20 protein-coding genes and 1 riboswitch are annotated in these 22621 nt (G+C 75.3%); of the genes, 16 read left to right on the forward strand and 4 right to left on the reverse strand.

Annotation, left to right across the window (positions count from 1 at the left end):
- Positions 1–26: 26 nt before the first annotated feature.
- The 7 genes from ACN9MS_RS09050 to thiD all read left to right on the forward strand — a co-directional run bounded on the left by ACN9MS_RS09050 (position 27) and on the right by thiD (position 8604).
- Complete coding sequence (locus ACN9MS_RS09050; protein ID WP_426311869.1) at positions 27–923, forward strand: TrmH family RNA methyltransferase; 897 nt, start codon at positions 27–29, stop codon at positions 921–923.
- Entirely contained in the window at positions 920–1579 is a 660-nt protein-coding gene (gene thpR, locus ACN9MS_RS09055) for an RNA 2',3'-cyclic phosphodiesterase (RefSeq protein ID WP_426311602.1), read from the forward strand. The genes ACN9MS_RS09050 and thpR overlap by 4 nt, the downstream gene beginning before the upstream one ends.
- 347 nt (positions 1580–1926) lie before the next feature.
- On the forward strand, positions 1927–3051 hold the full coding sequence (gene pheS, locus ACN9MS_RS09060) for a phenylalanine--tRNA ligase subunit alpha (protein ID WP_426311603.1): 1125 nt from the start codon (positions 1927–1929) through the stop codon (positions 3049–3051).
- Positions 3051–5672 (forward strand): phenylalanine--tRNA ligase subunit beta, encoded by a 2622-nt coding sequence (gene pheT, locus ACN9MS_RS09065; protein ID WP_426311604.1) that lies wholly within the window; start codon positions 3051–3053, stop codon positions 5670–5672. Before pheS ends, pheT begins: the two co-directional genes overlap by 1 nt.
- Positions 5669–6544: an SDR family oxidoreductase gene (locus ACN9MS_RS09070; protein WP_426311605.1), complete on the forward strand. Its 876-nt coding sequence runs from the start codon at positions 5669–5671 to the stop codon at positions 6542–6544. The genes pheT and ACN9MS_RS09070 overlap by 4 nt, the downstream gene beginning before the upstream one ends.
- Positions 6545–6790: 246 nt before the next feature.
- Positions 6791–7465, forward strand: a complete 675-nt coding sequence (locus tag ACN9MS_RS09075; RefSeq protein ID WP_426311606.1) for a YceI family protein — start codon at positions 6791–6793, stop codon at positions 7463–7465.
- 83 nt (positions 7466–7548) lie between these two features.
- A riboswitch (TPP riboswitch) is annotated at positions 7549–7643 on the forward strand.
- Positions 7636–8604 (forward strand): bifunctional hydroxymethylpyrimidine kinase/phosphomethylpyrimidine kinase, encoded by a 969-nt coding sequence (gene thiD / locus ACN9MS_RS09080; protein ID WP_426311607.1) that lies wholly within the window; start codon positions 7636–7638, stop codon positions 8602–8604. It overlaps the preceding riboswitch by 8 nt.
- 34 nt (positions 8605–8638) lie before the next feature.
- Here the strand turns inward: thiD and ACN9MS_RS09085 are convergent, their stop codons facing one another.
- From ACN9MS_RS09085 to ACN9MS_RS09100, 4 genes are read right to left on the reverse strand one after another with little or no spacing between them, the layout of a single operon-like run.
- Positions 8639–8920: a hypothetical protein gene (locus ACN9MS_RS09085; protein WP_426311608.1), complete on the reverse strand. Its 282-nt coding sequence runs from the start codon at positions 8918–8920 to the stop codon at positions 8639–8641.
- A complete protein-coding gene (locus tag ACN9MS_RS09090; RefSeq protein ID WP_426311609.1) occupies positions 8917–9945 on the reverse strand; it encodes a quinone oxidoreductase family protein in 1029 nt (342 codons plus the stop codon). The genes ACN9MS_RS09085 and ACN9MS_RS09090 overlap by 4 nt, the downstream gene beginning before the upstream one ends.
- 9 nt (positions 9946–9954) lie before the next feature.
- Positions 9955–10683, reverse strand: a complete 729-nt coding sequence (locus ACN9MS_RS09095; protein WP_426311610.1) for an ATP-binding cassette domain-containing protein — start codon at positions 10681–10683, stop codon at positions 9955–9957.
- Positions 10680–11390, reverse strand: a complete 711-nt coding sequence (locus ACN9MS_RS09100) for a FadR/GntR family transcriptional regulator (RefSeq protein ID WP_426311611.1) — start codon at positions 11388–11390, stop codon at positions 10680–10682. Before ACN9MS_RS09100 ends, ACN9MS_RS09095 begins: the two co-directional genes overlap by 4 nt.
- A 181-nt stretch (positions 11391–11571) precedes the next feature.
- Between ACN9MS_RS09100 and ACN9MS_RS09105 the strand changes: the two genes are divergently transcribed.
- From ACN9MS_RS09105 to argH, 9 genes are all read left to right on the forward strand, one after another.
- Positions 11572–13371: a 2-isopropylmalate synthase gene (locus ACN9MS_RS09105; RefSeq protein ID WP_426311612.1), complete on the forward strand. Its 1800-nt coding sequence runs from the start codon at positions 11572–11574 to the stop codon at positions 13369–13371.
- A gap of 319 nt (positions 13372–13690) precedes the next feature.
- Positions 13691–14785: an N-acetyl-gamma-glutamyl-phosphate reductase gene (gene argC, locus ACN9MS_RS09110; protein WP_426311613.1), complete on the forward strand. Its 1095-nt coding sequence runs from the start codon at positions 13691–13693 to the stop codon at positions 14783–14785.
- Positions 14782–15993 (forward strand): bifunctional glutamate N-acetyltransferase/amino-acid acetyltransferase ArgJ, encoded by a 1212-nt coding sequence (gene argJ, locus ACN9MS_RS09115; RefSeq protein WP_426311614.1) that lies wholly within the window; start codon positions 14782–14784, stop codon positions 15991–15993. Before argC ends, argJ begins: the two co-directional genes overlap by 4 nt.
- Positions 15990–16976 (forward strand): acetylglutamate kinase, encoded by a 987-nt coding sequence (argB, locus tag ACN9MS_RS09120; protein WP_426311615.1) that lies wholly within the window; start codon positions 15990–15992, stop codon positions 16974–16976. The genes argJ and argB overlap by 4 nt, the downstream gene beginning before the upstream one ends.
- A gap of 50 nt (positions 16977–17026) precedes the next feature.
- A complete protein-coding gene (locus ACN9MS_RS09125) occupies positions 17027–18337 on the forward strand; it encodes an acetylornithine transaminase (RefSeq protein WP_426311870.1) in 1311 nt (436 codons plus the stop codon).
- A complete protein-coding gene (gene argF, locus ACN9MS_RS09130) occupies positions 18337–19272 on the forward strand; it encodes an ornithine carbamoyltransferase (RefSeq protein ID WP_426311616.1) in 936 nt (311 codons plus the stop codon). Before ACN9MS_RS09125 ends, argF begins: the two co-directional genes overlap by 1 nt.
- A complete protein-coding gene (locus tag ACN9MS_RS09135) occupies positions 19269–19805 on the forward strand; it encodes an arginine repressor (RefSeq protein WP_043655538.1) in 537 nt (178 codons plus the stop codon). Before argF ends, ACN9MS_RS09135 begins: the two co-directional genes overlap by 4 nt.
- Positions 19806–19891: 86 nt before the next feature.
- Positions 19892–21121 (forward strand): argininosuccinate synthase, encoded by a 1230-nt coding sequence (locus ACN9MS_RS09140; protein ID WP_400557353.1) that lies wholly within the window; start codon positions 19892–19894, stop codon positions 21119–21121.
- On the forward strand, positions 21118–22605 hold the full coding sequence (gene argH, locus ACN9MS_RS09145) for an argininosuccinate lyase (RefSeq protein ID WP_426311617.1): 1488 nt from the start codon (positions 21118–21120) through the stop codon (positions 22603–22605). The genes ACN9MS_RS09140 and argH overlap by 4 nt, the downstream gene beginning before the upstream one ends.
- Positions 22606–22621: the final 16 nt, after the last annotated feature.

Consider the following 22621-nt stretch of genomic DNA (forward strand, 5'->3'; position numbering starts at 1 on the left):
CGGCGCACGGCCCGCTCGACCCCACGCTGACGAACCCTCGCAGCGACCGGGTCAAGGCGGTCCGTGCGCTGGCCGGGCGTCCGGCGCGTTCCCGGCACGGACAGCTCCTCGTCGAGGGGCCGCAGGGCGTGCGCGAGGCCGTGCGGCTCGCGCCCGACCGGGTCCGCGACGTCTACGTGACGCCGGCGGCGGGCCAGCGCCACTCCGAGATCGTCGACGGCGCCCGGGCGGCCGGGCTGCACGTCCACGTCGTGACGGCCGAGGTGCTGACCGCGATGAGCGCCGACGCGCAGGGCGTCCTCGCCGTCGTCCGCGCGCACGAGCCGACGCTCGGGGATGTCGTGGCCACGCTCGCCGGCCCCGGCCGTGAGCGGCCCGCCCTCGTCGCGGTGCTGGCGACGGTGCGCGACCCGGGGAACGCCGGGACCGTGATCCGGGCCGCCGACGCGGCCGGCGCGGACGCGGTCGTGCTCGCGGGCGAGAGCGTGGACGTGCACAACCCCAAGGTCGTCCGCTCCACCGCGGGCTCGTTGTTCCACCTGCCCGTCGTCACGGGGGTGAGCCTCGCGGACGCGGTGGCCGCGCTGCGCGACGCCGGGCTCACCGTGCTCGCCGCCGACGGTGCGGGCGACCTGGACCTGGACGACCTGCTCGACGTGGCCGGTCCCGCGGGCGCGGGGAGCACCGCGGACGGGCGGCGCGCGGTCGACCTCGCGGCCCCCACCGCGTGGGTCTTCGGGAACGAGGCCTGGGGCCTGCCCGAGCAGGACCGGGCGCTCGCCGACGCGGTCGTGCGCGTCCCGATCCGTGGGCTCGCCGAGTCGCTCAACCTCGCGACCGCCGCGACGGTGTGCCTCTACGCCTCCAGCCGGGCGCACCGGCCAGTCCGGCGTCCGGCAGCGGGCGGAGGGGCCGGCGCGTGAGCCTGTTCGCCGCGCTCCGACCGAACGCCCCCGCGCTCGACCACCTCGCGCTCGCGCTCTCGGGTGCGCAGGCCCAGGAGGCGCGTCGGCCCGACGGCGCCCCGCTGGTGCGCTGGACCCCGCCCGAGCTCTGGCACGTGACCGTCTCGTTCTTCGGGTCGGTCCCGGACGGGTCGGTGCCCGACCTCGCTGCTGCGCTCGCCCCGGTCGCGCGCGAGACCCCGTCGCTGTCGTTGCGCCTGCGGGGCGCGGGCGTCTTCGACCGGCGCGTGCTGTGGGTCGGCGTCGGGGGCCCGGACGCCGACGCGCTCCCCGGTCTCAGCGTGGCCGTGGCCGGGGCCGCCGGCGAGGTCGGCGTGCGCGTCGACCGACGACCGCGGCAGCGCGCCCACCTGACCGTGGCGCGCGCCGCCGCCGGGGCCCGGCAGGCTCGACGTCGTGCGCACGCGCGACGCTCCGGGGGAGGCGGCGCGGACGACCTCACCACCGGCGACCCGCTCGCCGGTCCGGCCGCGGCGCTGTCCGTCTACGCGGGCCCCGACTGGACCGCGCACGAGCTCCTGCTGCTCGAGTCGACGTCCGGCGACGCGTCGGGCCGGCGGGTGTACTGCACGGTCGAGACCTTCCCGCTGGCGGGGGCGGCCGCGCGCGGCTGACGACCGCGGCGTGGGGAGGACGGCGAGAGCCGACCACCGGACGGGCAGCGCCCGGCACCCGCACGACGGCTGTGCGAGGATGGCGGCCATGAGCATGCACGATGGTCGTCGATTTCCCGGGCCCGTCACGGGCCCGCGCGACTGACGCGTGCACACCTCCCGCCCGAGGCGGGACGGACCGGGCCGGGACGGGCGCCCTAGAATGACCGCGACGCGCGCACGAGCGCGCGCCCGTGCGCGCCCCGTGCGCCGCGCCCCGCGAGGCGGCAGCCGTCCAGGCCACCCTTGAGGTTCCTGCCCTGGTCGTCGCCCGCTCCCGCAGTCCCGCCCTCGCCAGGAAGGCACGCATGTCCAGCCCTGACGCCGACGTCGTCACCCCCGTCACGGGGGACGGCGGCCCGGACACCCCGACCGCTCCCTCCCCGCTCGACGCCGACGCGCTCCAGCGCGCGCTCGACGCCGCCCTCGCCGCGATCGCCGGGGCCGGCGACCTCGACGCGCTCAAGCTCGTGCGTACCGAGCACACGGGGGACCGCAGCGCCCTCGCGCTCGCGAACCGCCAGATCGGCTCGCTCGCGCCCGCCGACAAGAAGACCGCCGGCCAGCTCCTCGGCCCGCTCCGCGGCCGCGTGAACCAGGCGCTCGCCGCGCGCCAGGCCGAGCTCGAGGCCGAGCGCGACGAGCGCGTGCTCGTCGAGGAGGCGGTGGACGTCACGCTCCCGGTCGACCGCGTGCCGTCGGGTGCGCGGCACCCGTTGGAGACGCTCCAGGAGCGCGTGGCCGACTTCTTCGTCGGCCTCGGCTGGGAGATCGCGGAGGGCCCCGAGGTCGAGGCGGAGTGGTTCAACTTCGACGCGCTGAACTTCGGCGTCGACCACCCGGCGCGGCAGATGCAGGACACGTTCTACGTGGCCGGTACCGGCGGCTCCGAGGGTGCTGCGGCGCCGTCGAACCTCGTGCTGCGCACCCACACGTCACCCGTGCAGGCGCGCTCGCTGCTCGAGCGCGGCGTGCCGCTGTACGTCGCGTGCCCGGGCAAGACGTTCCGCACCGACGCGCTCGACGCGACCCACACGCCCGTCTTCCACCAGGTCGAGGGCCTGGCGATCGACGAGGGCCTCACCATGGCGAACCTGCTGGGGACGCTCGACGCGTTCGCGCGCGCCATGTTCGGCCCCGAGGCGCGCACGCGCCTGCGCCCGAGCTACTTCCCGTTCACCGAGCCGAGCGCCGAGATGGACCTGTGGTTCCCGCAGAAGAAGGGCGGGCCCGGCTGGATCGAGTGGGGCGGCTGCGGCATGGTCAACCCGAACGTGCTGCGGGCTGTCGGCGTCGACCCCGACGTGTACTCGGGCTTCGCGTTCGGCATGGGCATCGAGCGCACGCTCATGCTGCGTCACGGGATCGCGGACATGCACGACATGGTGGAGGGCGACGCGCGCTTCTCCGCCCAGTTCGGAACGGAGATCTGATGCCCTACGTCGCCATCGACTGGCTGGGCGACCACGTCGAGCTGCCGGCGGGGCTCACCGCCGAGCGGCTCGCCGCCGACCTCGTCCGCGTCGGCCTGGAGGAGGAGGCGATCCACGGCGCGGCCGTGACGGGTCCCCTCGTCGTCGGGCGCGTCCTGGAGATGACGCCCGAGCCGCAGAAGAACGGCAAGACGATCAACTGGTGCCTGGTCGACGTCGGTCCGGAGCACAACGTCGCCGAGATCAAGGGCGTGGACGCCGCCGACCTGCCGGCGGGCGGTGCGCGCGGCATCGTGTGCGGCGCGCACAACTTCGCCCCGGGCGACCTCGTGGTCGTCGCGCTGCCGGGCTCCGTCCTGCCGGGACCGTTCGCCATCGCGAGCCGCAAGACGTACGGGCACGTGTCCGACGGCATGATCTGCTCGCAGCGCGAGCTCGGGCTCGGCGAGGACCACGACGGCATCATCGTGCTGCCGCGGCTCGGGTACGCGGCCGAGGACCTGACCCCGGGGCAGGACGCGGTCGCGCTGCTCGGGCTCGGCGACGAGGTGCTCGAGATCAACGTGACGCCCGACCGCGGGTACGCGTTCTCCTACCGCGGCGTCGCGCGCGAGTACTCGCACTCGACGGGTGCGCGCTTCACCGACCCCGGTCTGCCCGGCTCGCTGCCCGCGCCGCCCCCGGCCGCGACGCCCGACGGCTTCCCCGTCGAGGTCGACGACGCGACGCCGGTCCACGGCGTCGTCGGGTGCGACCGCTTCGTCACGCGCGTCGTGCGCGGGATCGACCCCGCCGCGCAGACGCCCGCGTGGATGCAGCGCCGCCTCACGGCGTCGGGCATGCGGCCGATCTCGCTCGCGGTCGACGTGACGAACTACGTCATGCTCGACCTCGGGCAGCCGCTGCACGCGTACGACCTCGAGAAGGTCGCGGCCCCCGTCGTAGTGCGGCGCGCCGCCCCGGGCGAGCGGCTCACGACGCTCGACGACGTGGACCGCGCGCTCGACCCGGAGGACCTGCTCATCACCGACAGCCCCGACGGCGCGCGCGGCGCGCGCGTGCTCGGGCTCGCGGGCGTCATGGGCGGCGCCTCGTCGGAGGTCGGGCCCGAGACGACGGCGGTGCTCGTCGAGGCCGCCCACTTCGACCCCGTGACGGTCGCGCGCACGTCGCGCCGCCACAAGCTGTCGAGCGAGGCCGCGAAGCGGTTCGAGCGCGGGGTAGACCCGCTGCTGCCCGCGGTCGCGGCGCAGCGCGTCGTCGACCTGCTCGTCGAGCTGGGCGGCGGGACCGCGGACCCGGCCGTCAGCGACCTCGACCGCGTGACCACGCCCACCCCGATCCGCCTGCCCGTCGGCGAGGCCGAGCGCCTCGTCGGCGTGCCGTACACGCTCGAGCAGGTCGTCGGGACGCTCGGGGCGATCGGCTGCACGGTCGACGCGGACGACGCGGACGCCACGGGCGTGCTCGTGGTCACCCCGCCGTCCTGGCGCCCCGACCTCACGGAGCCGGCCGAGCTCGTGGAGGAGGTCGCGCGCCTCGTCGGCTACGACGAGATCCCCTCCCTCCTGCCCGCCGCTCCCGGGGGCCGGGGTCTCACGCGCGAGCAGCGCGTGCGTCGGTCGGTCGCGCGCGCGCTCGCCGAGGACGGCTTCGTCGAGACGCTGAGCTACCCGTTCGTCGGCACCGCGGAGCTCGACGCGCTGCGCCTGCCCGCGGACGACGCGCGCCGCCGTGCGCTGCGCCTGCTCAACCCGCTCGCCGACGACCGCCCGCTGATGCGCGCGGACCTGCTGAGCACGCTGCTGGAGACCACGCGCCGCAACGTCGGTCGGGGGCTGGGCGACGTCGCGCTCTTCGAGATCGGCCTCGTCACGCACCCGCGGCCCGACGCGCCCGCCGCGCCCGCGCTGCCGGGCGGGGTCCGGCCGAGCGACGACGAGCTCGCGGCGATCGACGCCGCGCTGCCGTCGCAGCCGCGCCACGTGGCCGGCGTCCTCGTCGGGCGCCGTGAGCGTGCCGGCTGGTGGGGTCCGGGTCGCCCGGCCGACTGGACGGACGCGCTCGGCGCGGCCCGCCTCGTCGCCGAGCGCGTCGGGCTGCGGGTCGGCACGGACGTGCGCGTCGTGGCCGACACGGCCCGCGCGCCGTTCCACCCGGGACGCTGCGCGCGCCTCGAGCTCGCGGACGGGACCGTCGTCGGGCACGCGGGCGAGCTGCACCCCAAGGTCGTCGAGAACCTGGGGCTGCCCGCGCGCGCGGTCGCGTTCGAGGTCGACCTCACCGCGCTCGTGGCGGGCTCGTCCGACGCGCCGGTGCAGGCGACGCCCGTCTCGGGCTTCCCCGCGGCCAAGGAGGACCTCGCGTTCGTGGTGGACGCCGACGTGACCGCGCAGGCGCTGCGCGACGCGATCGTCGACGGTGCCGGCGACCTGGTCGAGGAGGTCGCGCTCTTCGACGTCTTCACCGGCGAGCAGGTCGGCGCCGGGCGCAAGTCGCTCGCGTTCTCGCTGCGGCTGCGCGCCGCGGACCGCACGCTCACCGCCGACGACGTCGCGCGCGTCCGCGAGGGTGCCGTGACCGTGGCGCGCGAGCGCGTCGGCGCGGAGCTGCGGGCGTGAGCGCGGAGAGCACGGTGGCCGTCGCTCCCGCGCGGACGGCGCTCGTCACCGGCGCGTCGCGCGGCATCGGCCGCGCGATCGCCGTCGGTCTCGCCGCGGCCGGCCTCGACGTCGCGCTCCTCGCGCGCGACGCCGACCGGCTCGCGGGCGTGGCCGGGGAGATCGCGACGCTCGGGAGCGGTGCCGGGCGTGCGGTCGTCGTGGCGGCGGACGTCACCGACGCCGAGGCCGTCGCGGCCGCCGTCGCCGCGGCGGAGTCCGCGCTCGGGGGCGTCGACCTCCTCGTCAACAACGCGGGTCGGGTCGACGCCGAGGTGCCGCTCTGGGAAGCCGACCCCGACGAGTGGTGGGCGATCGTCGAGACCAACGTGCGCGGCCCGTTCCTCCTCGCGCGCGCCGTGGTGCCGGGGATGCTCGCGCGCGGCGGGGGCCGCGTCGTCGACCTCAACAGCGGCGCGGGCTCGCACGACATGGACGGCGCGAGCGCGTACAACGCGAGCAAGACGGCGCTCCTGCGGCTGGGAGCGAACCTCCACCGGTCCGGCCATGCGCGCGGGCTGCGCACGTTCGAGGTCTCCCCGGGCGTGGTGCAGACCGACATGACCGCGTCGATGGCCATGCACGAGGGCCGCACCGAGTGGACCCCGGTCGAGCGCACGGTCGAGATGGTCGTCGCGATCGCCCGGGGCGAGCTCGACGCGTTCTCGGGCGCGTTCGTCCGCGTGACCCACGACACGCCGGAGTCGCTGCGTGCCGCGGCGGACGAGGCCGCGGGCCGCGGGGACTCGCTGCCGGGCCCCGACGCGCGCCGGTTGCGCGTGACGCGCTGGGGCGCGGACGACCCCATGCCGGGAGAGCTCCCGGCTCGCTGACGTCGCGGCGACCGCCCTGCCGCCACCTGCCGCGTCGCAGGACCGTAGCGCCGCCCGACCTGTCCGGTCGGGCGGCGCTCGTGCGTTCGGGGTGGTCCTCCGAGGGTCGCGGCCAGAAGAAGCGAGGGGGAGATCACCCGTTACCTAGTTGAAACTTCATCCACTCATCGGGGATGCTGTCCTGGACACCTGACCAGTACCGGGCGGACACCGACGTCGCGGCTCGACGACGCCTGGGAGCGACGGATGACGACGGCACGCCCTGTCCGGCAGTGGAACGGCCTCACCGTTCCCGAGGCCGGCACCTACGCCCTCGACGAGGCGCACAAGCGCATCGGGTTCACCGGGATGCACATGATGGTGTCGCCCGTCCGGGGAGAGTTCACCCGGGCGAGCGCGACGATCCTGGTGGGCGAGGACCCGATCGCGTCGGCCGTGTCGGCGAGCATCGAGACGGCGAGCCTCACGACCCACCACGAGGAGCGCGACGCGCACCTGCGCAGCCCCGACTTCCTCGACGTCGACGCCTACCCGACGATCGAGTTCCGCAGCACCTCGATCGACTGGCAGGGTGAGCAGCAGGACCAGATCCTCGCGTGGGCGCGGCTGCGGAACCGCTCGCCCGAGCGCGCCGAGCTCGCGCAGGAGCGCGTTCAGCCCCGGGCCGCACAGGCGGGGCGGTTCCTCGTCAACGGACTGCTCACCGTCCGCGGCGTCACCCACCGGACGGTGCTGTCGATGCAGTACGGGGGCGCGCGCCGCGACCCGTACGGCCGGGACATCTTCGGCTTCCACGCCGCCGCCGAGATCGACCGCGAGAGCTTCGGCCTCGTCTGGAACGTGCTCCTCGAGACCGGTGGGTTCCTCGTGGGCAAGAAGATCGGCCTCGAGATCGCGGGCGAGGCGATCCACCAGGCCTGAGGCGTCCTCCGGGACGGGTCGCGCGCGCAGGCCGGCGCGGCGCGAGACCGAGCGCGGGTGTCCGGCACGCAGGACGTAGCATGACGAGCGACACGGGGTGCCCCGACGAGGGGCTGAGATGAGACCCGTCGAACCTGCTCTGGCTCGTACCAGCGAAGGGATGTCCGGCGATGACGCTCGCCCTGCCCCAGCACGACCCCGCACCCCGGCGCGAGAGCGCCCTCCGGCTCGCGGCCGGCCGCACGCCCGCTCCGGTCGTCGGCACCGGCGCCCGGCCCTCGCGGCCGCGGGTCCTCTCGATCGCCGGGACCGACCCGACCGGGGGTGCGGGCATCCAGGCGGACCTCAAGTCCTTCGACGCGCACGGCGCCTACGGCATGGCCGTCACGACGGCGCTCGTCGCGCAGAACACGCACGGCGTGCGGTCCGTGCACGTCCCGGGCCCCGCGTTCCTGCGCGAGCAGCTCGACGCGGTGTCCGACGACGTCGAGATCGACGCCGTGAAGATCGGCATGGTCGCCGACGAGGCGAACGCGCGCGAGATCGGGGCGTGGCTCGACGCGCTCGCCGCGGCCCGGTCCGACGGCGGGCTCCCGCCGCCCTGGGTCGTGCTCGACCCCGTCATGGTCGCCACGTCGGGGCACCGCCTGCTCGACCCGGGCGCGGAGCAGGCCGTGCGCGACCTCGCAGCACGGGCCGACGTCGTGACGCCCAACCTCCCCGAGCTCGCCGTCCTCGCGGGACGCGACGTCGCGACGACGTGGGACGACGCGCTGGCCCAGGCCGCGTCCTACGCGGCGGCGAGCGGCGCCGTCGTGCTGCTCAAGGGCGGCCACCTCACCGGAGCGACGTCGCCGGACGCCCTCGTCGTGCCGGTCGGTCCGTCCCCGGACAGGGCGCCGACCGTCACGACGTTCGACGCGGAGCGCGTGGACACTCCCCACACGCACGGCACCGGGTGCTCGCTCTCCGCCGCGCTCGCTGCCCTGCGCCCCCAGCGCCAGAGCTGGGAGGACGCGGCGCGCGAGGCCAAGGAGTGGCTCACCGGCGCGCTGCGCGGCGGGGCGGCGCTGCGCGTCGGGACGGGCCGGGGGCCGGTCGACCACCTGCACGCCTCGTCGCCGGTCGTGCCGCGCTGACCCACGGGCCGGGCGCGAGCTGCGGTCACGTCGGTCAGGCGCGGGCCACGTCCTCCTCGGCCGTCGCGTAGACGCACTCGTAGCCCGGCGGGACCCAGCGCCACCGCGCGTCGACGTCACGGATCGCGACGCCGTCGGGGCGGTCGGCGACGCACGCGTCCGCCTGCTGGCGCAGCCCGACCGTCACCCAGTACACGGCGAGCGCCGCGGCGAGCAGGACGGCGAGGACGGTCACGGCGCGGCGCAGGGCGGGGGACGGCCCGCCGTCGGACCCGTCCTCCTCGCCCGGCCGCGCGGGAACCCAGTCCCAGCTCACGCCGCGCCCGCGACCGTGCCGGGCGGGGTGCCCGCCGCGTCGTCGGGGACGAGGAGAACCTTGCCCGTGGTCGCGCGGCCCTCTAGCGCTCGGTGCGCGTCGGCGGCGCCGGCGAGCGGGAACGTGGCGCCGACGCGCACGTGCAGCGTGCCGCCCGCGACCGCGCCGAGCACCTCGGTCGCGCGCTCGACGAGCTCGGCGCGCGTCGCCGTGTGGTCGGCGAGCTTGGGGCGCGTGAGGAAGAGCGACCCGCCCGCGTTGAGGCGCTGCGGGTCGAACGGCGGGACCTGACCTGAGGAGCCGCCGTAGAGCACGAGCGTGCCTCGGCGGCGCAACGACGCGAGCGAGGCGTCGAACGTGTCCTTGCCCACCGAGTCGTACACCGCCGCGACGCCCTCGCCGCCCGTGAGCCCGCGCACGACCTCGGGCAGCTCGGCGGTGAGGTCCGCGAACGCCGTGTACTGGATCGCGTGCTCGGCGCCCGCGCCGCGGGACAGCTCCGCTTTCTCGGGGGTCGACACGGTCGAGATCACGTGCGCGCCCCGCGCCACGAGCATCTGGGTCAGGAGCAGCCCGACGCCGCCCGCGCCCGCGTGCACGAGGACGCGGTCGCCCGGGTGGACCGGGTAGGACGACGTGCACAGGTAGTGCGCGGTGAGGCCCTGGAGCGCGACGGCGGTCGCGTCCTCGAGCGTGACGGCGTCGGGCACGTGGAGCGCCTGGGCGGCGTCCACGACGACGAGGCTGGCATACGATCCCGGCGCCTCGGTCCACACGACGCGGTCGCCGACGGCGAACCCGTCGACGCCCTCGCCCAGCTCGGCGACCACACCCGCGCCCTCGCTGCCGACGACGTGCGGGTACTCCATCGCGTACACGCCGGAGCGCTTGTACGTGTCGATGAAGTTCACGCCCGCCACGGCGGACCGGACGAGGAGCTGCCCGGGACCCGGTGACGGGTCGGGGAGCTCGGTGTGGTCGAGGACCTCGGGGCCGCCCGCCGCGCGGGCCACGATCGCGTGCATGGCCCCAGCCTAGGGTCGTGCGGGTGCCGTGGCCGCCGCCTGGGCAGCACCGGCGCCGGACGCCGCCCCGACGGCGGCCGCGTCGTCCCCGACGAGGCGCGGCGGACGCGCGTGCCCGGCCGTCGCGTGCCAGCGCCCGAACCGGCGCTCGACGTGCACCGGGTGGTCGAAGCAGCGCGTGACGTCATCCGTGACGAGCACGTCCGCCGCGGCTCCCGCGGCGACCACGCGGCCGTGCGCGAGCAGGAGCGCGGGGTCGGGCAGGAGGGCGCGCGCCACGAGCGCCCGCCCGCGCTCGCCCTGGGAGAGCGTCGGCCAGGGGTCGTGCGCGCGGTGCGCGAGACCGAGGTCGGCGACGAGGCCACGGGCGAGGGCGACCTCGTCCGTGGTCGGCTGCCAGCGCGGGCGCCAGTCGACGGTCCCCGTGAGGCCGGTCAGGGTCACCTCGAGCACGGTCAGCGGCGAGCGCAGGTCGTGGCGCGGGTCGACATGGCCGATGCGGCGGTGCAACGTCTGGATGTCCACGCGGCCCAGGCGCTCGCCGAGCACGTGGACCGTGCCCCGGGTCGGGTGGCGGCGCGCCCCGCAGAGCCCGAGGATCGTGCTCTTGCCCGCGCCGTTCGGTCCGAGCAGCGCCCAGTGCTCGCCTGCCCGGACGACGAGGTCGACGCCGTCGAGGATCGCCCGTCCCTCCCGCACCAGGTCGACGCCGCGCAGGGACAGGACCTCGGCGCTCACCGCTCGCCGCCGGTCGCGCCGGGGCCGCGCCCGGCGACCTTCGCGTGGACGGCCGCCAGGTGCTCGCGCGCCGCCGCAGACGCGCGGACGGCGTCGCGCTCGCGCACCGCGTCGAGGATCGCCTCGTGCGCGTCCTGGTCGTGCCGGTGCGTCTCGCCCGCGCGATCGAGGTCGACCATCGCGACCATCGCGCGACGCAGGCGTGGGACGAAGGTCGCGAACAGCTCGCCGAGCACGGCGTTGTGCGCGGCGTCGACGACCGCCCGGTGGAAGACGAGGTCTGCGTCCACGTACTCGGCGGCCGACGACGTCGCGGGGACCTGCCCGCGACGTGAGAGCGCGGTCGTCATCGCGCGGAGGTCCGCGGGGGTCCGGCGCGCGGCGGCGAGGCCTGCGGCCTCGGCCTCGAGCGCGGCGCGCACCTCCAGCACGTCGACGATCTCTCCGCGGCGCAGCACCTCGTCCCAGTCGTCCGCGGTGTCGGTCGACACGACGTACACGCCCGACCCCTGCCGGCTGTCGAGCACGCCACGGCCCGCGAGCTGGCGGATCGCCTCGCGGACGGTGGAGCGCCCGACGCCGAGCTCGGTCGCGAGCGCCTGCTCGCCGGGCAGCCGGTGGTCGAGAGGCCAGACGCCGGAGCGCACGCGGTCGAGCAGGAGCTCGGCCGCCTGGTCCGCGAGGGGGCGCCGGTGCAGCGCGGTCATGGAAACCTCTCAGGTTGTCTGAGGACTTGTCGGGCGCTAGCGTACCCGGCATGTCCTGGACGGCGCTCCTCCTTCGGCGCCACGGCGGGGTCTGACCGCACCGGCTCCCCGCCGTGGGGAACCGTCGCGCGCCGGTCGCCCACCGCCCCGCCTTCGCGCGGCGTGACCCGAAGGACAGACCATGACCGCTCCCACAGCCGCCGCGCGCACCCCCGACGTCTCGACCGATCCCTGGACCGACGCCTCGACCAGCCTCCCGACCGACGGGGGCGAGGGCGGGCCCGCCTGGAACCGCCAGCGCCCCTCGCGCATGCCCTCGTCCCGCTACGCCGACATCCATGCGCGGGTCGAGGTACCGGACCTGCCCGACCGCCGGTGGCCGTCGCGCCGGCTCACCCAGGCGCCGCTGTGGGTCCCCGTCGACCTGCGCGACGGCAACCAGGCGCTCGCGGAACCGATGGACCCCGCGCGCAAGCGCCGCTTCTTCGAGCTGCTCGTCGCCATGGGCTACACCGAGATCGAGGTGGGCTACCCGTCGGCGTCGCAGACCGACTTCGACTTCGTGCGCCTGCTCGCCGAGACCGACCTCGCGCCCGAGCACGTCACGGTCGTCGTGTTCACCGCGGCGCGGTCGGACCTCGTCGCGCGCACGTTCGAGGCCGTGCGGGGCCTGCGCAACCCCGTCGTCGTCCACGTGTACGCCGCGACCGCGCCCGTGTGGCGCGACGTCGTGCTCGGCCGTGACCGCGAGGACCTCGCGCGCCTCGTCACCGACGCCGGGACCGACGTGCTGCGCCACGCCGGCGACGACCCGCGCGTCCGCTTCGAGTTCTCGCCCGAGGTCTTCAACCTCACCGAGCCCGACTACGTGCTCGACGTGTGCGACCGCATGACGACGCTCTGGGACGCGACGCCCGGACGCCCCGTGATCCTCAACCTGCCCGCGACCGTCGAGGTCGCGACGCCCAACGTCTACGCCGACCAGATCGAGTACATGGACCGCCACCTCGCGCGTCGCGATGCCGTGATCCTCTCCGTCCACCCGCACAACGACCGGGGGACCGGCGTCGCGTGCGCCGAGCTCGCCGTCCTCGCCGGGGCGCAGCGCGTCGAGGGGTGCCTCTTCGGCAACGGCGAGCGCACGGGGAACGTCGACCTCGTGACCCTCGGCCTCAACCTGCACGCCCAGGGCGTCGACCCGATGGTCGACTTCTCCGACCTCGACGGGATCCGGGACGTCGTCGTCGCGTGCAACCGGATCGACGTGCACCCGCGCCACCCGTACGCGGGCGAGCTCGTCCACACCGCCTACTCCGGCACGCACCAGGACGCGATCCGCAAGGGCATGGAGCGCCACCGGGCCGACGCCGCGGCGTCGGGCCTCGACCCCGCGGTGGCGCCGTGGCGCGTGCCCTACCTGCCGGTCGACCCCGCCGACGTCGGGCGGTCGTACGAGGCGCTCGTCCGCGTGAACAGCCAGTCCGGCAAGGGCGGCGTCGCGTACGTGCTGCACTCCGTGCACGGCCTCGACCTGCCCCGCGGCCTCCAGGTCGACCTCGCGCGGCGCGTCCAGGAGCACGCCGACGCCACCGGCGCCGAGGTGACGCCCGCCGCGCTCCTTGCGCTGTTCGACGCGGCCTACGCGCGGCCCGGCGACGTCGAGCCCGTCTCCTGGACGAGCCGACGCGCCGACGACGGGACCGAGCGCCTCGACCTCGTGCTCACCGTCGACGGCGCGCAGGTCACCACGTCCGGGACCGGGGCCGGGGCGGTCGACGCCCTGGCCGACGCGCTCGCCCGCCTCGGCCGGCCCGTCGAGATCCTTGCTCTCACCCAGCAGTCCGTCGGCACCGGCCGCGACGCGACCGCGGTCACCTACCTCGAGCACCGCGGCCCCGACGGCGCCCCGCGCTGGACCGTCGGCCGCGACACCTCCGTCCTCGGCGCGAGCGTCCGCGCCGTCTGCGCGGCGACGGCCTGAGGTCATCGGCGCCTCGGCCCTCGTGCGACCCGTACGCGTGATGACCTCTCGACCGGACGGGACCGCCGGGCCGGTGCAGCGGGTCGTGCGGTGACGGGCAGGACGAGCGGTGGGGTCGGACCGTGTGCGAAGGACGTCAGAGGCGCACTCCTCGAACACCCGCCCGGAAGACCGAGGTGACGGTGCGCCAGTCCAAGCACACGGTCCGACCCCACCGCGGACCCGACCACGCGGGCAGGAGACCCGACCCGACCGCGGGCTCGACGACGCGTACCGTGGGGGGACCTCCGACCCGACCGTTGCATAAGTATGTATAGTGATGCATATGACGATCAGAGTCGCGGTCGCGGGTGCGTCCGGGTACGCGGGCGGGGAGACGCTCCGCCTGCTCGCCGGGCACCCGGAGGTGGAGATCGGCGCCGTCACGGCGCACAGCAACGCGGGGTCGCTCCTCGGTGAGCACCAGCCGCACCTGCGATCCCTCGCCGACCGCGTGCTGCTGCCGACGAGCGTCGAGCACCTCGTGGGGCACGACGTCGTCGTCCTCGCGCTGCCGCACGGCGCGTCGGGCGAGATCGCGGCGCAGCTCCCGGACGACGTGCTCGTGCTGGACCTGGGCGCGGACCACCGGCTGGAGTCCGCGGCGGACTGGGCGGCGTTCTACGGTTCGGAGCACGCGGGCACGTGGCCGTACGGGCTGCCGGAGCTCCTGCTCACGCACGAGCCGGGCGCGGCCGCGAGCGAGACGAAGCAGCGCGAGCGGCTCGCCGGGGTGCGCCGCATCGCGGTGCCGGGCTGCAACGTCTCGGCGGTCACGCTGGGCATCCAGCCGGGCATCGCGTCCGGGCTCGTCGAGGGCCGTGACCTCGTCGCGGTGCTCGCCAACGGCTACTCGGGCGCGGGCAAGTCGCTCAAGCCGCACCTGCTCGCGTCGGAGGCGCTCGGCTCGGCCCAGCCGTACGCCGTCGGCGGGTCGCACCGGCACATCCCGGAGATCGCGCAGAACCTGCGGGCTGCGGGCGCGCCGGAGGTGAGCATCTCGTTCACGCCGACGCTCGTGCCGATGTCGCGCGGGATCCTCGCCACGGTCACGGCGCGCCTGTCCGACGACGCCGCGCGCCTCGACCCTGCGGAGCTCGACGCGCGCGTCCGCCGGGCCTGGGAGGACGCGTACGTCGGCGAGCCGTTCGTCCGCGTGCTGCCCGTGGGGCAGTGGCCGACGACGGCGATGACGCTCGGCGCCAACACGGCGCTCGTCCAGGTCGCGGTCGACCACGCGGCCGGCCGCGTCGTCACCGTCACGGCGATCGACAACCTCGTCAAGGGCACCGCGGGCGCCGCGGTGCAGTCCATGAACATCGCGCTCGGCCTGCCGCAGACGACGGGCCTCACGACCGAGGGGGTCGCCCCGTGACCGTCACCACCCCGCAGGGCTTCCGGGCCGCCGGCGTCGCCGCCGGGCTCAAGTCCACGGGCGCCCGCGACGTCGCGCTCGTCGTCAACGACGGGCCGCTCGACGTCGCCGCGGCCGTCCTCACGACGAACCGCGTGTTCGCCGCGCCGGTCGCCTGGACGCGCCAGGCAGTGAGCGACGGGCGCGCGACGGCCGTCGTGCTCAACTCGGGCGGCGCGAACGCGTGCACGGGCCCGGAGGGCTTCGCCGACACGCACCGGACCGCTGAGCACGTCGGGGACGTGCTCGCGACCTCCGCCGGCGACGTGCTCGTCTGCTCGACGGGCCTCATCGGCGTGCGGCTGCCCCTGGAGAAGCTCCTCGCGGGCGTCGACGCTGCCGCGGCGGCGCTCGCGGACCAGGCCGCCACGGTCGACGGGGGCGGGGACGCCGCGCTCGCGATCATGACGACGGACACCGTGCCGAAGACGGTCGCGGTGGTCCGCGAGGTCGCGGACGCCACCGCGACGGACGGCGCCGCGACGTGGTCCGTGGGCGGCATGGCCAAGGGTGCGGGCATGCTCGCGCCGGGCCTCGCGACGATGCTGTGCGTGCTCACGACGGACGCCGTCGTCGACGCCGCGACGGCCGACGCCGCGCTGCGCGCCGCGACCCGCACGACCTTCGACCGCGTCGACTCTGACGGCTGCATGTCGACGAACGACACCGTGATCCTCCTGGCATCGGGCGCGTCCGGGGTCGAGGTGACGCTCGACGAGCTCACGGACGCCGTGACCGAGGCCAGCGCGTCGCTCGCGCGCCAGCTCGTGGCCGACGCCGAGGGCGCGAGCCACGACGTCGCCGTCACCGTGGTGAACGCGTCGAGCGAGGACGCCGCCGTCGCGGTCGCGCGCGCGGTGACGCGCTCCAACCTCTTCAAGGCCGCGATCTTCGGCAACGACCCGAACTGGGGGCGCATCGTGTCGGCCGTCGGGACGGTCCCCGAGGACGTCGCGCCGTTCGACGCGCTCCTGCTCGACGTGACGGTCAACGACGTCCAGGTCTGCCGGGCCGGGGGAGTGGGCGAGCCGCGCGAGCTCGTCGACCTCGCCGCCGAGCGCGAGGTGCGCGTCGAGATCGACCTGCACGCCGGCTCCGCGACCGCGACGGTCTGGACCAACGACCTCACGCACGACTACGTCCACGAGAACAGCGCGTACTCCTCATGAGCGACCCCACGACCCCGACGCCCCACCCGGACGACGCCGCGTTCGACACGCGCACCGACCTGCGCCCCGAGCAGAAGGCGGAGGTGCTCGTCGAGGCCCTGCCGTGGCTGGAGGAGTTCGCCGGCGCGCTCGTCGTCGTCAAGTACGGCGGCAACGCCATGGTCGACGACACGCTCAAGGCCGCGTTCGCCGAGGACATGGTGTTCCTGCGCCGGGTCGGGCTGCGCCCCGTCGTCGTGCACGGCGGGGGCCCGCAGATCTCGGCGATGCTCGACCGGCTCGGCATCGAGTCCGAGTTCCGCGGCGGCCTGCGCGTCACGACGCCCGACGCGATGGACGTCGTGCGCATGGTGCTCACGGGCCAGGTGTCGCGCGAGCTCGTCGGCCTGATCAACGCGCACGGCCCGTACGCCGTCGGTCTCTCGGGCGAGGACGGCGGCCTGCTCCAGGCCCAGCGCCGGCACGCGACCGTGGACGGCGAGCTGGTCGACGTCGGGCTCGTCGGCGACGTCGTCGAGGTGCACCCGTCCGCGGTCCAGGACCTGCTCGACGCCGGCCGCATCCCCGTCGTCTCGACGATCGCGCCCGACCTCGACGACCCGACCCAGGTGCTCAACGTCAACGCGGACACCGCCGCCGCGGCGCTCGCGGTCGCGCTCGGCGCGAAGAAGCTCGTCGTGCTGACCGACGTCGAGGGCCTGTACACGTCCTGGCCGGACAAGGACTCGCTCGTCGCGCAGATCACGCGCTCCGAGCTCGCGACGCTCCTGCCGTCCCTGTCCGCGGGCATGGTCCCCAAGATGGAGGCGTGCCTGCGCGCGGTCGAGGGCGGCGTGCCCGCGGCGACCGTGATCGACGGTCGCGTGCCGCACTCGACGCTGCTCGAGGTCTTCACCACCCAGGGCAACGGGACCATGGTCGTCCCCGACCCCGCGGGCGCGCCGGCGCCCGAGCCCGTCACGACCGCCGGAGGAGCCGCGTGAACGCCCTCGACCACCCGACGGGCGCACCCGCGCCCGCACCGACGACCACCGTGACGGCCCCGGCCGACGGCTCCGTCGCGCAGTGGACCGACCGCTACACCCACGCGGTCATGGACACGTTCGGCCCGCCGCAGCGCGTCCTGGTGCGCGGCGAGGGCGCGTACGTGTGGGACGCCGACGGGAAGCGGTACCTCGACCTGCTCGCGGGCATCGCGGTCAACGCGCTCGGCCACGCCCACCCGACGCTCACGGCCGCCGTCTCGGCCCAGCTCGGCACGCTCGGGCACGTCTCGAACTTCTTCGGCACCCCGACGCAGATCGCGCTCGCGGAGCGCCTGCTCGCGCTCGCGGAGGCGCCCGAGGGGTCGCGCGTGTTCTTCACGAACTCGGGCACGGAGGCCAACGAGGCGGCGTTCAAGATGGCGCGCCGGACGGGCCGCACGCGGGTCCTCGCGCTCCAGGGCGGCTTCCACGGGCGGACCATGGGCGCGCTCGCGCTGACGTCGAAGGCCGCGTACCGCGAGCCGTTCGAGCCGCTCCCGGGCGGCGTCGAGTTCGTCGCGTTCGACGACGTCGCCGCGCTCGAGGAGGCGTTCTCGCCCGCCGCGGTGGCGGCCCGCGGCGAGGTCGCCGCGCTCGTCGTCGAGCCCGTGCAGGGCGAGGCGGGCGTGCGCTCGCTCTCGCCGGGCTACCTCGTCGCCGCGCGCGAGCTCACGGCGCGCCACGGCGCGCTGCTCGTGCTCGACGAGGTGCAGACCGGCGTCGGGCGGACCGGCTCGTGGTTCGCGTACCAGCAGCCCGAGGTGGGGGGCGGCGTCGTGCCCGACGTCGTCACGCTCGCCAAGGGCCTCGGCGGCGGGTTCCCCGTGGGCGCGGTGGTCGCGTACGGCGAGCGCGCCGCGACGCTGCTCGGCCGCGGCCAGCACGGCACGACGTTCGGCGGCAACCCCGTGGCGGCCGCGGCGGCGCTCGCGACGCTCGGCGTCATCGAGCGCGACGGCCTGCTCGAGAACGTCCGGACCGTCGGCGGGCTCCTGCGCGACGGGATCTCCGCGGCGGGCAACCCGCTCGTCGCCGGGGTGCGCGGACGCGGTCTCCTGCTCGCCGTCCAGCTCACCCGGCCCGTGGCGGCCGACGTCGCGCGCGCGGCGCTCGACGCCGGGTTCGTCGTCAACGCCGTCGCGCCCGACGCGATCCGCCTCGCGCCGCCCCTGATCCTCACGCCCGACCAGGCGCGCGACGTCGTCGCGTTCTTCGCGTCGGTCACCGTCCCCGAGGACCCGGCCGCCGCGGCGGCCGGTACCGCGAGCACCGCACCCACGACCGAACCCACGACCGACCCGACGACGAGGAGCTCCTGATGGCCCCCCGGCACTTCCTGCGCGACGACGACCTCACGCCCGCCGAGCAGCGCCAGGTCCTCGAGATCGGCCTCGCGTTCCGCGACGACCGCACGTTCCGCCAGCCGCTCGCCGGCCCGCAGGGCGTGGCCGTGCTGTTCGACAAGCCGACGCTGCGCACCCAGCTCTCGTTCGCGACGGGCATCGCCGAGCTCGGCGGCTTCCCGGTCGTCGTCGACGGCCGGCTCGCCCAGGTCGGCGTGCGCGAGTCGGTCGCGGACGTCACGCGCGTGCTCGACCGGCAGGCGTCGGCGATCGTGTGGCGCACGTTCGGCCAGGACCGTCTCGAGGAGATGGCGGCGATCAGCGGCGTGCCGGTCGTCAACGCCCTGACCGACGACTTCCACCCCTGCCAGATCCTCGCGGACCTCCTCACGGTCGCCCAGCTGCGCGGCGGCACGGGGGCGCTGGCGGGCCAGACGCTGGCGTACGTCGGCGACGGCGCGAACAACATGGCGCACTCCTACCTGCTCGGCGGCGCGACCGCCGGACTGCACGTGCGGGTCGGCACGCCGGACGGCTACCCGCCGCACCCCGTCTTCGTGGCCGACGCCGAGCGGATCGCCGCCGAGACCGGCGGCTCCGTGCTCGTCACGTCCGACCCGGTCGAGGCCGTCGCGGGTGCCGACGTCGTCGCGACCGACACGTGGGTGTCGATGGGGGACGAGGCCGAGGCCGAGCAGCGCGCGCTCCCGTTCGTGCCCTACCAGGTGAACGACGACCTCCTCGCGCACGCGAAGGACGACGTGATCGTGCTGCACTGCCTGCCGGCCTACCGCGGCAAGGAGATCACCGCCGAGGTGATCGACGGCCCGCGCTCGGCGGTGTGGGACGAGGCGGAGAACCGCCTGCACGCGCAGAAGGCGCTGCTCACGTTCCTCCTGGAGCGGTCGTGACCGAGGCACGCACGGCGACGACCAAGACGGCGCGCCACGCGCGCATCGCCGAGATCGTGCGCCGCACCGAGATCCACTCGCAGGCCGAGCTCGCGCGCGAGCTCGAGCGCGAGGGGCTGTCGGTGACGCAGGCGACGCTGTCGCGCGACCTCATCGAGCTGCGCGCCGAGAAGGTGCGCGGCGCCTCGGGCGCGCTCGTGTACGCCGTGCCGGGGGAGGGCGGGGACCGCAGCGTGCAGACCGCGGAGTCGCCCGAGTACCTCGCGGCCCGGCTCGCGCGCCTGTGCTCGGAGATGCTCGTGTCCGCCGAGGCGTCCGCGAACCTCGTCGTGCTGCGCACGCCCCCCGGGGCCGCGAACTACCTCGCGTCGGCGATCGACCACTCCGTGCTCCCGCACGTGCTCGGGTGCATCGCGGGCGACGACACGATCCTCGTCATCGCGCGCGACCCCGACGGCGGCGCGGACCTCGCCCGGCGCTTCCTCGAGCTCTCCGGACCCCACGGAGGGCCCGTCCCCGGCACGCCGGACTGACCGCCGTCGGACCACGCCCCGCGCGGCGGACCGCCCTGCGAGACTGGACCCCGGATCCCACCCGCACGTCACAGAAAGAGACCGTCATGACTGAACGCGTCGTGCTCGCCTACTCGGGCGGCCTGGACACGTCGGTGGCCATCGGCTGGATCGCCGAGGCCACGGGCGCCGAGGTCGTCGCCGTCGCGGTCGACGTCGGCCAGGGCGGGGAGGACCTCGAGGTCATCCGGCAGCGCGCCCTGGACTGCGGCGCCGTCGAGGCGTACGTCGCGGACGCGCGCGACGAGTTCGCGGCCGAGTACTGCATGCCCGCGCTGCGCGCGAACGGCCTCTACCTCGACCGGTACCCGCTGGTCTCGGCGATCTCGCGCCCGGTCATCGTCAAGCACCTCGTGCGCGCCGCGCGCCAGTTCGGCGCGACGACCGTCGCGCACGGCTGCACCGGCAAGGGCAACGACCAGGTCCGCTTCGAGGTCGCGACGACGTCGCTCGCGCCCGAGCTCAAGACCATCGCCCCCGTGCGCGACCTCGCGCTGACGCGCGAGAAGGCCATCGAGTACGCGGAGAAGCACTCCCTGCCCATCGCGACGACCAAGCACAACCCGTTCTCGATCGACCAGAACGTGTGGGGCCGCGCGGTCGAGACCGGCTTCCTCGAGGACATCTGGAACGCCCCGACCAAGGACGTCTACAACTACACCGACGACCCGACGTTCCCGCCGGTCGCGGACGAGGTCGTCGTCACGTTCGAGCAGGGCGTCCCGGTCGCGCTCGACGGCGTCGCGGTGACGCCGTTGCAGGCGATCCAGGAGATGAACCGGCGCGCGGGCGCGCAGGGCGTCGGGCGCATCGACATCGTCGAGGACCGCCTCGTCGGCATCAAGTCGCGCGAGGTCTACGAGGCGCCGGGCGCGATCGCGCTCATCGCCGCGCACCAGGAGCTCGAGAACGTCACCCTGGAGCGCGAGCAGGCCCGCTTCAAGCGCGGCGTCGAGCAGCGCTGGACCGAGCTCGTGTACGACGGCATGTGGTTCAGCCCGCTCAAGCGCTCGCTCGACGTGTTCATCGACGACACGCAGCGGTACGTCTCGGGCGACGTGCGCCTCGTGCTGCACGGCGGGCGCGCGACCGTCACGGGCCGCCGCTCGGAGGCGAGCCTGTACGACTTCAACCTCGCGACGTACGACGAGGGCGACTCGTTCGACCAGTCGCAGGCCAAGGGATTCATCGAGATCTACGGTCTCACCGCGAAGCTCGCCGCCGCGCGCGACGAGAAGTTCGGCAACGGTGTGGACCTCGGGGCAGGAGCACTGTGAGCACGCACGACCAGCAGGGACCGGATTCGACCACGTCCGTCGAGGGCGGCGCGGCGGCAGCGGAGGCCACCGACGGGGGAGGGCGCGTGAGCCTGTGGGGCGGCCGCTTCGCCGGCGGTCCTGCCGACGCGCTCGCCGCGCTCAGCAAGTCGACGCACTTCGACTGGCGTCTCGCGGGTCAGGACGTCGCGGGCTCGAAGGCCCACGCGAAGGTCCTGCACTCCGCCGGCCTGCTCGACGACGACGAGCTCGACGGCATGCTCGCCGCGCTCGAGCGGCTGCGCGAGGACGTCGCGTCGGGCGCGTTCGTCGCGGCCGACGACGACGAGGACGTGCACACCGCGCTCGAGCGCGGGCTCATCGAGCGGGCCGGTCCCGAGCTCGGCGGCAAGCTGCGCGCGGGCCGGTCGCGCAACGACCAGATCGCGACGCTCACGCGCATGTACCTGCGCGACGAGGCGCGCACGATCGCGGGCCTCGTGCTCGACGTCGTCGACGCGCTGATCGAGCAGGCCGCCGCCCACCCCGGCGCCGCGATGCCCGGGCGCACGCACCTCCAGCACGCGCAGCCGGTGCTCCTCGCGCACCACCTGCTCGCCCACGCATGGCCGCTGCTGCGCGACGTCGACCGGTTCATCGACTGGGACGTGCGGGCCGCACGCTCGCCGTACGGGTCGGGGGCGCTCGCGGGCTCGTCGCTGGGTCTCGACCCGGCGGCCGTCGCCGCCGAGCTCGGGTTCGACGGCCCGGTCGAGAACTCGATCGACGGCACCGCGTCGCGCGACGTCGTCGCGGAGTTCGCGTTCGTCGCGGCGATGCTGGGCGTCGACCTCTCGCGGCTCGCGGAGGAGGTCATCCTCTGGGCGACCAAGGAGTTCGGCTTCGTGCGCCTGCACGACTCCTACTCCACGGGGTCGAGCATCATGCCGCAGAAGAAGAACCCCGACGTCGCCGAGCTCGCGCGCGGCAAGGCGGGGCGCCTCATCGGCGACCTCTCGGGCCTGCTCGCCACGTTCAAGGGCCTGCCGCTCGCGTACAACCGCGACCTCCAGGAGGACAAGGAGCCGGTGTTCGACCAGGTCGACACGCTCGAGGTGCTCCTGCCCGCGTTCTCCGGCATGGTCGCGACGCTCGAGTTCGACACCGATCGCATGGCGTCGCTCGCCCCGCAGGGCTTCTCGCTCGCGACCGACGTCGCCGAGTGGCTCGTGCGCGAGGGCGTGCCGTTCCGCGTCGCGCACGAGGTCGCGGGCGCGTGCGTGCGCGTGTGCGAGGAGCGCGGCATCGAGCTGTGGGACCTCTCCGACGACGACCTCGCGTCGATCTCCGAGCACCTCACGCCGGGCGTGCGCGACGTGCTGAGCGTCGAGGGCTCGCTCGCGTCGCGCGACGCCGTGGGCGGCACGGCCCCCGTCCGGGTCGCCGAGCAGCTCGACGCGGCGAAGGAGCGCTCGGCCGAGTACCGCTTCTGGGCGCAGGGCTGACGACCCTCGTGCTGAC

This window comes from Cellulosimicrobium sp. E-16, from assembly GCF_049913115.1.
Classification (GTDB): domain Bacteria; phylum Actinomycetota; class Actinomycetes; order Actinomycetales; family Cellulomonadaceae; genus Cellulosimicrobium.